Raw genomic sequence first — 12,178 nt, 5'->3', positions numbered from 1 at the left:
GATTCCGATCCTTCAGGTGTAGGTCCGTCCGTGCTGGGCAACAACGGCCACCATGGGCGGTGGGGACCGTAAGAGCGCGCAACTCCTCGACGAGCGGTATCGGCTCGTCGAGCAGCTCGGCGCGGGTGGCATGTCGGTGGTCTGGCGCGGTTACGACGAGGTGCTGGGCCGTCAGGTCGCGGTGAAGGTGCTGGCGTCACGGCTGGCCACCGACCGGGCCTTCCGGCACCGCATCCGCGTCGAGGCGCAGGCCGCCGCGCGGCTCTGCCATCCCAACATCACCAACGTGTACGACTACGGCGAGTCCCACCAGGTCGGCCTGACCGTCCCGTACGTCGTGATGGAACTGGTCGACGGCGGTTCGCTGGCGACCCGGCTCGGCCGCGAACTGCGGCTGCCGTGGCGTGAGGCGGTGACGATCGGCGCGGAGGTCAGCTCGGCGCTGGCCACCGCGCACAGCCGTGGGGTCGTGCACCGCGACGTCACCCCGGGCAACGTCATGCTCACCCCGACCGGGGTGAAGGTGGTCGACTTCGGGATCTCCGCGCTGGTGGGGGAGAGCGAGAAGGGGCCGGACGGCGCGTTGCTGGGCACACCCGCGTACCTCGCGCCGGAGCGGCTGGACAACGGCCAGGTGTCCCCGGCCACCGACGTGTACGCCGTGGGGCTGCTGCTCTACCGGATGCTCACCGGTCGGTTGCCCTGGGAGGCGACCACGACCACCCAGATGCTGCGGGCGCACATGTACAGCGACCCGGAGCCGATGCCGGCGGTGCCCGGGCTGCCGGACGAGGTGACCGACCTGGTCCGGCGCTGCCTCGCCAAGCGTCCTGCCGACCGGCCGGACACCGCCGAGCTGGCCCGGACCCTCGCCGAGGCGGCCGGAATGCTCGCGGCGGTCCCGGTCTCACCGGCGGGCGGTCCGCTGGACCCCGCCGCGCTGGCCAACGCGGGCACCACGATCCTGCCCTGGTCGGCGGAGACGGACGCTCTTCCGCTGTCGCGGACCCGCCGTGGCCGCATCCGGCAGGCGAACCGGCGTCGGCGGGTGGAGGCCGGGGTCGCAGCCGTCGGGTTGATCGCGGTCACCGGGGCGATGTGGGGGCTCACCTCCCGCAGCCCGGCCAGCGGCCAGGACCGGCCCACCACCGAGGCGCGGATGGGTCTGCCGGAGAAGGCGCCCTGCGAGGTGGCGTACGCGCTGCGCACCGACTCCGGCAAGGACTTCACCGCAGAGCTGACCCTGACCAACACCGGCGACCGGGCGCTGAGCGACTGGACGATGAGCTTCACGTTCCCCGGTCAGCAGAAGGTGACAAAGGCCGAGCCCGCCCCGGCGCAGCAGCAGGGCGGCGCGGTGCAGATCCGCCCCGCGGCGCAGGGAAAGACGCTGGCGCCCGGCGCGGCCGAGAAGCTGACCCTGGCCGGTACGTACACCGGGGCGAACCCGCTGCCGGTGGAGTTCCGGCTCGGCGACGCGACCTGCGGGGTAAGGGTCTCCGGGGTGGCCGGGTCGACGCCGTCCACCGCCCCGGCCGTCAAGGTCGCCCCGACCAAGGCCGCACCGAAGAAGACGACGAAGACCACCACGAAGGTCGCCCCCAAGGCGCCCGCGCCACCGAAGGCACCCGAGCAGCCGAAGGCGCCGAAGGCGAACAACGGCAAGGGCAAGGGGCCGGGTGGTCCGGGAAAAGGGTGAAAGCGCCTGAGGGGCACGCGCGCCACCCGAAGTGAGGTGTCAGCGCCGCCCCGCGAACCGCTGCACCTGGTCTATCCCGCCCTCCACGACCAGCACCCCGCCGTCCACGAGCGCGGTGTCGTCCGAGGCGTACCGGAAACGCTCGCCCGGTACCTTCGCGCCGATCACCCGGACCCCGTCGCGCTCGTGCGGACGCAGGTCGTGCAGTGTCCGACCGACCAGGGACGGCGGAACTCGGACGGTGGCGATCGCGAAGTCGTCGTCGAACTCGATGAAGTCGAGCAGCCGACTGACGATCAAGTGCGCCACCCGGTCACCGGTCTCCGCCTCCGGAAAGATCACGTGGTGCGCGCCCACGGACGACAGGATCTTGGCGTGCTTCTGCGACGTGGCGCGGGCCCAGATCTGCGGCAGACCCAGCTCGACAAGCGCCAGCACGGTGAGCACGCTCGCCTCCACGGACGCCCCGATGGCCACCACGGCCCGGCCGAAGCTCGCGACGCCGAGCTGCCGCAACGCCCCCTCCTCGGTCGCGTCCGCCTGCACCACCCGGTCGAGCTGGGCCGAGAAGCGCTGCACCTGGTCCGGATTGCGATCGACGGCCAACACCTCGCGTTCCATCCGGGCGAGGGACCCGGCCAGGTGGCAGCCGAACCGGCCCAGCCCGATCACGACGACGCCACCGCCGTCCGCTCGTCTCGTCGACACCTCGACCTCCTCGTCGCTAGCCGACAATCGGCTGTTCCTGGGGATAGCGGTAGAGCCTGCGTCGGGTGTTCAGGGCGATCGCCGACCCGAGGGTGAGCGGCCCGACCCGACCGATGAACATCAACACCGTCAGCACCACCTGACCACTGCTCGGCAGTTCGCCGGCCAGGCCGATGGTCAGCCCGGTGGTGCTGAACGCGGACGTGACCTCGAACAGCACCGCGACGAACCGCACGCCCTCCGTGAGCAGCAGCAGGAGCATCGTCCCGGCGGTGACCAGCGCGACGCTCAGCAGAGCGACGGTGACGGCCTGCCGCTGGCTGGCGGTGGCGACCCGGCGGTGCCCGACCGTCACGTCGGGCTCCCCGCGCAACTCCGCCCAGATGGTGAACGCCAGCAGGAAGAACGTGGACACCTTGATGCCGCCGGCCGTGCTGGCGCTGCCGCCGCCGATGAACATCAACACGATCAGCAGCGGGTAGCTCTCCTCCTGGAGATCGCCGATGTTCAGGACACTGAACCCGCCGGTCCGGCTCAACGCGATCTGCGTGAACGACGCGAGCGTCTTTCCGGCGGCGTCGTACGGGCCGATGGTGCTGGCGTTGGTCCACTCGGCGGCGAGCAGGCCGACGAAGCCGAGCAGCAGCAGCGCCACGCTGCCCCAGATCGTCAGCTTGGTCGCGACGGCCCATCCCGCCGGCCTGCGCCACTCGCGCACCGCCTCGAACAGCGCGGGGAACCCGAGACCGCCGACGATGGCGCCGAACGCCAACGGCAGCGACACCCACGGGTCGCGGTCGAAGGCCAGCAGGCCGTCCGAGTAGAGCGCGAACCCACCGTTGTTGAACGCCTGGACGGAGTGGAACACCCCCGACCAGAGGGCCCGGCCGGGCGGGTAGTCGTACGCCCACCAGAGGCGGCCGGCGACCAGCGCCGTCATCACCGCCTCGCAGGCGAAGACGGTCACCGCGATCCGGCTGAGCAGCCGGGTCACGTCGCCGATGCCGAACTCCGCCGTCTCGGCCTGCACCAGCAGCCGGTTGCGCAGGCCGAGCTGGCGGGAGACCACGAGGATGACAAGCGCCGCGACGGTGAGGATGCCGAGGCCGCCGAGTTGCGTGAGCAGGGTGATCACCACAAGGCCCCCGCCGGACCAGTAGTTCGGGGTGTCGGTGACCGCCATGCCTGTGACGGACACCGCCGAGGTGGCGGTGAACAGCGCGGTGACCAGGGGTGGCCGTTGGTGCTCGACGGTCGACCAGCGCGCCATCAGCAGCCCGGTACCGAGCAGGATCGGCACCAGGAACCCCAGCGGCACCAGCCGCACGGGGTTGCGGAGTAACCGGCGCACCAGACAATCTTCCTTTTCCGTACGACCGTCGGAGTCGGAACGCCCATTCCGGAGATTCACCTGCCGGTCAGACATCGACCAACTCCCGGCCAATCGCACCGGGTCTGCTGTCTGCGACACCCTCGATGACAGGAGACGGCGTTGCGACGTACCCTCTCGACCCTCGGTGTGGCCGGCGCGCTGCTCGCCGCCGCCGTGGCCGTGCCCACCATGGCCGCCGCCGGCCCCTCGTCCGACGCGGACCGCGCCCGGACCCCCGACCGGCCGATCGTCATCGGCCACCGCGGGGCCAGCGGTTACCGGCCGGAGCACACCCTTGAGGCGTACCGGCTGGCGATCCGGATGGGCGCCGACTACATCGAGCCGGACCTGGTGTCCACCTCCGACGGCGTGCTGGTCGCCCGGCACGAGAACGAGATCTCCGGCACCACCGACGTCGCGGCCCACCCGGAGTTCGCGGCCCGAAAGGCGACGAAGACCATCGACGGCGTCGCGGTGACCGGCTGGTTCACCGAGGACTTCACCCTCGCCGAGCTGAAGACGCTGCGGGCCAAGGAGCGGCTACCGCAGGTACGCGTCGCGAACACCGCCTTCGACGGCCGCTTCGAGGTGCCCACCCTCCAGGAGGTCATCGACCTCGCCCGGACCGAGGGGCGGGCACGGGGCCGCACCATCGGCATCTACCCGGAGACGAAGCACCCGAGCTACTTCACGTCCATTGGCAAGCCGCTGGAGGAGCCGCTGCTGGCGGTGCTGCGGCGCAACAAGCTGGACCGGAAGAACTCCCCGGTCTTCATCCAGTCGTTCGAGACGGCCAACCTGCGCCGGTTGAGCCGACTCACCGAGGTGAAGCTGATCCAGCTCCTGGACGCGACCGGCCGCCCGTACGACTTCACCGCCGCCGGCGACACCCGCACCTACCAGGATCTCGCCACGGCCGCCGGCCTGAAGTGGATCGCCGGGTACGCCGACGGCATCGGCGCGAACAAGAACCTGATCGTTCCCCGCGACGCCGCCGGCAAGCTGCTCGCCCCCACGAACGTGGTCCGTGACGCGCACCGCGAGCGGCTGCTCGTGCACTCCTGGACGTTCCGCGCGGAGAACCAGTTCCTCCCCGTCGACTTCCGCATCGGCACCGACCCGAACGCGCGCGGCGACATCACGGCGGAGTACGAACTGTTCTTCGGCCTCGGGTTGGACGGCGTCTTCAGCGACCACCCGGACACGGCGGTCGCCGCCCGCGCCGGCTTCTGACCCCGCCGACACCGCCCCGGGCTGCTGACTCACCGCTAGTCCTCGGCCGCCCGCTGACCCGCCGCTGGTCCTCGGCCCGGCCGCTGACTCACCGCTGCTCCTCGGCCCGGCCGCTGACTCACCGCTGGTCCTCGGCCCGGAGCTGACCCGCTCCGAGTCGACCACCGGGCCGATCACGCCCGGCCCACACGCTGGCCCGTCGTCCGTCACCTCGGACGCCGGGCCAGCGGCGTTCCCGGGCGCGGGCGCAAGATCGTGCTCGATCCAGGAAGTAGTGGCATCGCCGCGCCCCGGAGGCCACTACTTCCACGATCGAGCACGATCTTGATGGGGCGGAGGCGGCATGGGGGCAGCAGCTTCCCTGTTGATGCTGCCTCCGCCGGCCCGGAAGCAGCAACGACAGGGAAGTTGCGCGGATCTTCGTCCGCTCGATCTCGCCAGCTGCGGCTCCGGCCCCGGCGACGGCGGGCGGGGCGACGCGGAGGAGTGCGGAGGGTGGGAGGGGCGACGCCGGGGGAGTGCGGAGGGCGGGCGGGGCGGAGGGTGGAGCGTCAGCGGCCGGGGTGCTCGGCGACGTAGGTGCCGCGCCCGGGCTGGCCGGTGATCAGCTCGCGGTCGTGCAGCAGGGAGAGCGCCCGCGACGCCGTGTTCATGTGCACGGCGTAGCTCTCGGCGAGTTCCCGAGTGGAGGGCAGCTTCTCGCCCGGCTTCAACTCGCCGCTCTTGATCTTCGCGGCGATCTCGTTGGCGATACGCCGGTAGGGCGCTTCTGCTGTGGGCATGGTGAGGACTCCGGTTGGTTCGGCTCCTCGATCATGCCGGCCTACACCAATAACTGCAACAAGTTGCGATGCCACCATGTCGCAGTGTCGACCTACACAAGCAATTGGTGTAGGTTGCTGGATGTCCGGCTCCGGTTGGTTCGGCAAACCCCTCGGAGTTCGGGCCACTGGTTGGCTCCGCGTTCGTACCGCCGCTGTCGAGAGCTGCGGGCGTGGGGCCGGGCGGTCCGGTGCGCGTCCCCTACCCGCGCACCGGACCGCCCTCCAGGTCGACGGATCGACGGATCGACGGATCGAGGGTGAGCATGACGAGGGAGCGCTTCGTGGTGCACCTGCCGGTGGTGGCCGCTGACCTACCGGCGGCGTTGCGGTTCGCGCGAGCGATCACGCGCGCGCTGGGTTTCCTCGCCGACGTGGACCGGGCGGAGACGACGGTGTCGGAGGAGGATGCTCAGTGCGTACGACATCGGGTGTTCTGTGACCACCTGCTCGGCGGCCGGCGGCGGTGCCCGCGCCCGGCGGACCACGCCGGGCCGTGCGGCTGACGGCGGATGGCTCGGGGCGACACACCTGTCGATCCGTCCGTGGCGCTGCGGGCCATCGGGGGATCCGGGTCGGGGGTGGTAGTGCGGCCGGTTGTAACCCCGGGCCACCCCCCTGGCGTTACTTGTGTGTTTCCGCCACATAGCCCGTGGGTGACGTCACTTCTAGCGTGAGCCGACAACCAAGCATCCTGTCCTCACCTGGAGTCGCGATGACGGTCCGGCACACGCGGCGGGCGTTCCTCTCCGCCGCCACGATGATGGCCGCGGCGCTGGCCGCCACGGCCTGCGGTAGCCCGCAGGACACCGCCACCGGCGGCGGCGACAGTGCCGCCCCGGTCAAGGTCGGCCTGGTGTACTCCCAGTCGGGAGCCCTGGCCAGCTACGGCAAGCAGTACATCGAGGGTTTCAAGGCGGGGCTCGACTTCGCCACCAAGGGCACCGGCAAGGTCGGTGACCGGAAGATCGAGTTGACCGAGGTCGACGACGCCGGTGACCCGGCCAAGGCGGTCTCCGCCGCGAAGGACCTGATCGGCAAGGGCACGAAGATCATTGCCGGCTCGACCGCGTCCGGGGTGGCGTTGCAGGTCGCGCCGATCGCGGCGCAGAACAAGGTTCTCTTCATCTCCGGGCCGGCCGCTACCGACGCGGTGACCGGAGCCAACAAGTACACGTTCCGGTCCGGCCGGCAGTCCTACCAGGACGTGGTGACGGCCAAGTCCTTCATCGGCGACCCGACCGGCAAGAAGGTCGTGGTCTTCGCCCAGGACGGCGCGTTCGGCGACGCCAACGAGGCGGCCGTCAAGACCGTCATCGGCGGCGCGGGCGCCACCGTGAGCAGCGTCCGGGCCCCGGCCAGCGCCACCGAGTTCACGCCGTTCGCCAGCCAGATCAAGGCCGCCAAGCCGGACCTGCTCTTCGTCGCCTGGGCCGGCACGACCGCCCCGGCCATGTGGCAGACCCTCGACCAGCAGGGCGTGCTGTCGTCCACCACGGTCGTCACCGGCCTGGACATCCGCGCCTCCTGGCCCACGTTCGGCGCGGCCGGCGCGAAGATCTCCTTCCTGTCGCACTACTTCGACGGCGCGTCCGACACCGAGGCCAGCAAGGCGCTCAAGGCCAAGGTGAACACCATCGACCTGTTCCACCCGGACGGCTTCGCCGCCGCCCAGATGGTGGTGCGGGCCGTGCAGGAGGGTGGCGACGACGTCGACAAGATGGTCAAGGCTCTGGAGGACTGGAGCTTCGACGGGGTCAAGGGCAAGATGACCATCCGCGCCGCCGACCACGCGCTGCTCCAGCCGATGTTCCAGGCCAAGCTGACCGGCAGCGGTACCGCCTTCACGGCGAGCGCGCAGAAGAGCCTCACCGGCGACGAGACCGCGCCACCGGCCGTGGCCATGAAGGGCTGAGAAATGCTCGCCACCCGCGGTCTGACCTGGCGGATCGGTGAGGTCGCCATCGTCGACAGCGTCTACCTCGACCTGGCGCCCGGGGAGTTCCTGGGCGTGATCGGGCCGAACGGCGCCGGCAAGACCTCACTGTTCAACCTGATCACCGGCCTGCGCCGGGCCACGGAGGGCCGGATCACCCTGGACGGGCAGGACATCGGAGGGCTCCCGCCGCACCGGCGGGCCCGCCTCGGTCTGGGTCGTACCTTCCAGGCGTCCTCGGTCTTCGGCTCGCTCAGCGTGCGGGAGAACGTCCGGCTCGCCGTGCAGGCGCACCGCGGGGGCTCGATGGCGCTGTGGCGGCGGGCGGCGGCCGACCGGGAGGTCGCCGCCGCCGCCGACGCGGCGCTCGACCGGGTCGGCCTCGCCCACCGGGGTACGGCGCTCGCCGGCACCCTGGCCCACGGCGAGAAGCGCAAGTTGGAGATCGCCCTGCTGCTCGCCGGTGAACCACGGGTGATGCTGCTCGACGAGCCGATGGCCGGGGTCAGCGCCGAGGACGTGCCCGAGCTGGTGACGGTCATCAAGTCGTTGACCGGCGAGAGCGGCCGGTCGGTGCTGATGGTCGAGCACCACATGGACGTCATCCTGGAGCTGGCCGACCGGATCGCCGTCATGCACCACGGCGCGCTGCTGGCCTGCGACACCCCGGAGACGGTGATGGCCAACCCCACCGTGCAAGAGGCGTACCTGGGGGAGGCCCTCTAATGGAACCGATCCTCACCGTGGAGGACCTGTCGGTCCGGATCTCCGGGCTGCACATCCTCCAGGGGGTGTCCTTCACGGTCGCCCCGACCGGCGTGACCGTCCTGCTCGGGCGCAACGGCGTCGGCAAGACCACCACGATACGCGCGATCGTCGGCCTCACCCCGCCCGCCGGGGAGGTGCGCGGCACCATCCGGATGGGCGCGCAGAGCCTGCTGGCCCGGCCCACGCACCGGCTGGTCCGCGGTGGGCTCGGCTACGTACCGGAGGACCGGTGCGTGTTCGCCGGCCTCACCGTCGCCGAGAACCTGCGGCTCGCCGAACGGCGCGGCACCACCCCGGCGTACGACACGGTCTTTGCTCTCTTCCCGGAGCTGGACCGGCGCGGACGCCAACGGGCGGGCTCGCTCTCCGGTGGGCAGCAGCAGATGCTCGCGATCGGGCGGGTGCTGCTCAACGACAACCGGCTGCTGCTGGTCGACGAGCCGACCAAGGGGTTGGCGCCGAAGGTGGTGACCGAGGTGGCCGAGGTGTTGGAGCGGGTCGCGGAGTCGGTGCCGGTGCTGCTGGTCGAGCAGAACTTGGCCGTCGTACGCCGACTGGCCCGCGACGCGGTCGTGCTCGCCGCCGGCAAGGTGGCCTGGACCGGCGACGCCCGTGAGCTGCTGTTGGAGACCGCGTTGACGAAGTCGCTGCTCGGCGTGGGCTCGGCGGAGGTGAACCACTGATGGGGACCGTGATTCTGCTGGCGTTGACCGGGCTGGGCCTGGCGGCGCTGTACTTCCTGGTCGCGTCCGGCCTGTCCCTGGTGTTCGGTCTGGCCGACGTGCTCAACTTCGCGCACGGACTGTTCCTCGGCGTCGGCGCGTACGGCACCTGGTGGGCGGCGGGCAACCTGCCGGGCGCGGGCCCGGACGGGTTCGGCTTCGTGCTCGCGGTCGCCTTCGGGGTGGCCGCCGGCACGCTCGTCGCGGTCCTGGTCGAGCTGGTGCTGATCCGGCCGCTCTACTCCCGCACCATCGAGCAGGTGCTGGTCACCGTCGGTCTGTCGCTGGCCGGGGTGGCGCTGCTCCAGGCCACCTGGGGCGCCGACGCCCGGCCGTTCCCGCGCCCCGACTGGACCCGGCAGGTGACCGGGATCCTCGGCGCGCAGGTGCCGAACGGCGGCCTGCTGCTGATCATCGCGGCGGTGCTGGTGCTCGGTGCGATCCTGGCGTTCCTGCGCTGGACCCGGTACGGCCTGGTGATCCGGGCCGGGGTGGAGAACCGGGAGATGGTGACCGCGCTCGGCATCGACGTCCGTAAGGCGTTCACGCTGGTCTTCGCGATCGGCGGGGCGGCTGCCGCGCTCGCTGGCGCGCTCGGCGGGGTCTACTTCGGCACCGTCTCGCCCGGGCAGGGCGGCTCGCTGCTGATCTTCGCGTTCATCGTGGTGGTGATCGGCGGAATGGGCTCGGTGGTCGGCTCCGCGTACGCGGCGGTCGTGGTCGGGCTGGTGCAGCAGTTCGTCAACTACTACGGCACGTCCGGGCTGGGCGACATCTGCGTGGTCGGGCTGCTGGCCGTGGTGCTGCTGCTGCGCCCGCAGGGCATCGCCGGAAAGGTGGCAACGGCATGACGCTTCTTCAGACAACACCGACGCCGACGCCCACCGTGCCGAAGCCCGGCCGTGCCCACCGCGTCCGCCCGTTCCTGCCGCTGGTCGCGCTGGCGGTGCTGGCGATCCTGCCGTACTCGACGATCTCCCTGCCGGGGATCTTCGAGGGGCCGGTCAACTCGCCCGGCACTCTGCAGATCCTCGCCATCTGCCTGATCTTCGGCGGGCTGGCGGCCGGGTACGACCTGCTCTTCGGCCGGACCGGGATGCTGTCCTTCGGGCACGCGCTGTACTTCGCCGCAGGTGTCTACGGCACCGACATCCTCGTCACCCGGGCCGGACTGCCGCTGTGGCAGGCGGCGCTGCTGACCATCACCGGCGGCACGATCCTCGCGGCGCTGCTCGGCGCGGTGGCGCTGCGGACCGTGGGCATCGCCTTCGCCATGGTCACGTTGGCGTTCGCCCAGGTCGGCGCGATCCTGGTGGCCCGGGACTTCGGTGGGCTGACCGGCGGCGAGGAGGGTCTGCCGCTGGACGTGTCCGGGCTGCCCGCCGGGCTGGTGGGGGTGACCAACACGGTCAACCTGTACTGGTTGGCGTTGGCGTACCTGACCCTTGTGGTGTTCGTCGTGCATCGGGTCAGCGGGTCGCCGACCGGGCGGGTGCTCGCCGGGCTGCGCGACGACGAGCGACGGATCGGCGTGCTCGGGCTGGACCCGTACCGCTACAAGCTGGTGGCGTTCACCCTGGCCGGTGGGTTGGCGTCGGCCGGCGGCGTGGTCTACGTCCTGATCGTCGGCGGCGCGTCGCCGCACATCACGTCCTCCGAGCTGACCCTCTCGCTGCTGGTCATGGTGGTGCTCGGCGGACCGGGCACCCGGTGGGGACCGGTGCTCGGCGGTGTCCTCTACATGTACCTGGACCACCGGCTCACCGCCTTCGGCACGAGCGACGCGGTCGACAACCTGCCGGCCGTCCTCAGCCACCCGCTGAGCCAGCCCCTGTTCGTCCTCGGCACGGTCTTCATCCTGGCGGTGTACTTCTTCCCCGGCGGCCTGACCAGCCTGGCCCCCCGCGTAAACGCCCTGACCAAATCCCTCCGCCGCCCCACCTCCCGCCCCTGACCGCCGGCCGTATCCCGGCCGCTGAACCCGGTCGATCATGGAGTTATCGTCACGACACGCCGTGCCGGATGGCGATAACTTCATGATCGACCGGTTCGGGGATGGGTTGGGATGGGGAGGTAGGGCATGGGATCGCGGCTTGCGGTGGTTAGCGGGGGTGGGACCGGGATCGGGGCGGCCATCGCGGGGTCGCTCGCTCGGGACGGGTACGACGTTCTTGTCGTCGGGCGGCGGGCGGACGTGTTGGCGGCGGCCGCCGAGCGCATCGGCGTCGACTGTGGACGGCCGGACGCGGTCACCCCGGTGACCGCGGACCTGACCGACCCGGAGCAGCTCGACCGGGTCCTGGCTGCGGTCGACGGTCGGCCGGTCGACGCGGTGGTCAACAACGCGGGCGGCTACCTGGGTGGGGAGACCGACACGCTGGCCGGGATCGCCGCACACTGGCGGGCCAACCTGGACGCCAACGTGCTCACCGCGGTGCTGTTGACCGAGGCGCTGCGGCCGGCGCTGCGTCGACCCGGTGGGCGGGTGATCCTGGTCAGCTCGATCGCCGCGCAGCGGGGTGGCGCTGACGCGTATGCGGCGGCGAAGGCGGCCCTGCACGGCTGGGCGTACACCCTGGCGGCACAGCTCGGTCCGGAGCAGATCACGGTCAACGTGGTGAGCCCGGGCTACGTCGCCGAGACCGAGTTCTTCGGCGACCGGATGACCCCCGAGGGGTACGCGAAGCGGGTCGCGGAGACGCTCGTCAAGCGTCCCGGACTGCCGGACGACATCGCCGAGGCGGTCCGCTACCTGGCCAGTCCAGCCGCCGGCTACGTGACCGGCCAGGTCCTCGGCGTCAACGGCGGCTCAGTCCTAGGCCGCTAACCCCACCCCCCACCCCCACCCCCCAACCGCGTTGATCAAGAGGTTCGCGTCAGATTCCGGCCCGCACCCGACCCGAACCACATGATAAACAA

The 12,178-nt window shown here is 71.2% G+C and carries 12 protein-coding genes; 9 read left to right on the top strand and 3 right to left on the bottom strand.

The annotated features are described in order from the left end of the window. Window positions 1–52 precede the first annotated feature (52 nt). Window positions 53–1,699 carry a serine/threonine-protein kinase gene (locus ABZ272_RS31115; RefSeq protein WP_355053508.1) on the top strand — a complete coding sequence of 549 codons (1,647 nt, stop codon included), beginning with the start codon at window positions 53–55 and terminating at the stop codon, window positions 1,697–1,699. A gap of 39 nt (window positions 1,700–1,738) precedes the next feature. On the opposite strand, the gene ABZ272_RS31110 is transcribed toward ABZ272_RS31115, so the two are convergent. Next, a complete protein-coding gene (locus tag ABZ272_RS31110) occupies window positions 1,739–2,371 on the bottom strand; it encodes a TrkA family potassium uptake protein (RefSeq protein WP_355053530.1) in 633 nt (210 codons plus the stop codon). A 52-nt stretch (window positions 2,372–2,423) separates the two neighbouring features. Then, a complete protein-coding gene (locus tag ABZ272_RS31105) occupies window positions 2,424–3,758 on the bottom strand; it encodes a potassium transporter TrkG (protein WP_355053507.1) in 1,335 nt (444 codons plus the stop codon). Window positions 3,759–3,899: 141 nt separating this feature from the next. Here ABZ272_RS31105 and ABZ272_RS31100 point away from each other — a divergent pair, with 141 nt between their 5' ends. Continuing rightward, window positions 3,900–5,012, top strand: coding sequence for a glycerophosphodiester phosphodiesterase (locus ABZ272_RS31100; RefSeq protein ID WP_355053506.1), 1,113 nt, complete (start codon window positions 3,900–3,902; stop codon window positions 5,010–5,012). Window positions 5,013–5,563: 551 nt separating this feature from the next. On the opposite strand, the gene ABZ272_RS31095 is transcribed toward ABZ272_RS31100, so the two are convergent. Continuing rightward, window positions 5,564–5,794: a winged helix-turn-helix domain-containing protein gene (locus tag ABZ272_RS31095; RefSeq protein ID WP_355053505.1), complete on the bottom strand. Its 231-nt coding sequence runs from the start codon at window positions 5,792–5,794 to the stop codon at window positions 5,564–5,566. Window positions 5,795–6,099: 305 nt separating this feature from the next. Between ABZ272_RS31095 and ABZ272_RS31090 the strand changes: the two genes are divergently transcribed. From ABZ272_RS31090 to ABZ272_RS31060, 7 genes are all read left to right on the top strand, one after another. After that, on the top strand, window positions 6,100–6,339 hold the full coding sequence (locus tag ABZ272_RS31090; RefSeq protein ID WP_355053529.1) for a hypothetical protein: 240 nt from the start codon (window positions 6,100–6,102) through the stop codon (window positions 6,337–6,339). A gap of 209 nt (window positions 6,340–6,548) precedes the next feature. Beyond that, the gene (locus tag ABZ272_RS31085) at window positions 6,549–7,748 is read left to right on the top strand and encodes a substrate-binding domain-containing protein (RefSeq protein ID WP_355053504.1); all 1,200 of its coding nucleotides are present in this window, start codon (window positions 6,549–6,551) and stop codon (window positions 7,746–7,748) included. Window positions 7,749–7,751: 3 nt separating this feature from the next. Then, window positions 7,752–8,495 (top strand): ABC transporter ATP-binding protein, encoded by a 744-nt coding sequence (locus tag ABZ272_RS31080; protein ID WP_355053503.1) that lies wholly within the window; start codon window positions 7,752–7,754, stop codon window positions 8,493–8,495. Further along, window positions 8,495–9,220: an ABC transporter ATP-binding protein gene (locus ABZ272_RS31075; protein WP_355053502.1), complete on the top strand. Its 726-nt coding sequence runs from the start codon at window positions 8,495–8,497 to the stop codon at window positions 9,218–9,220. Before ABZ272_RS31080 ends, ABZ272_RS31075 begins: the two co-directional genes overlap by 1 nt. Further along, window positions 9,220–10,110 (top strand): branched-chain amino acid ABC transporter permease, encoded by an 891-nt coding sequence (locus ABZ272_RS31070; RefSeq protein ID WP_355053501.1) that lies wholly within the window; start codon window positions 9,220–9,222, stop codon window positions 10,108–10,110. The genes ABZ272_RS31075 and ABZ272_RS31070 overlap by 1 nt, the downstream gene beginning before the upstream one ends. Next, window positions 10,107–11,213, top strand: a complete 1,107-nt coding sequence (locus ABZ272_RS31065; RefSeq protein WP_355053500.1) for a branched-chain amino acid ABC transporter permease — start codon at window positions 10,107–10,109, stop codon at window positions 11,211–11,213. The genes ABZ272_RS31070 and ABZ272_RS31065 overlap by 4 nt, the downstream gene beginning before the upstream one ends. A gap of 126 nt (window positions 11,214–11,339) precedes the next feature. Beyond that, window positions 11,340–12,086 carry an SDR family oxidoreductase gene (locus ABZ272_RS31060; protein ID WP_355053499.1) on the top strand — a complete coding sequence of 249 codons (747 nt, stop codon included), beginning with the start codon at window positions 11,340–11,342 and terminating at the stop codon, window positions 12,084–12,086. Window positions 12,087–12,178 lie beyond the last annotated feature (92 nt).

The organism is Micromonospora sp. NPDC005979, from assembly GCF_040614415.1.
Lineage (GTDB): Bacteria > Actinomycetota > Actinomycetes > Mycobacteriales > Micromonosporaceae > Micromonospora.
This window is presented reverse-complemented; position numbering and strand designations above follow the sequence as displayed.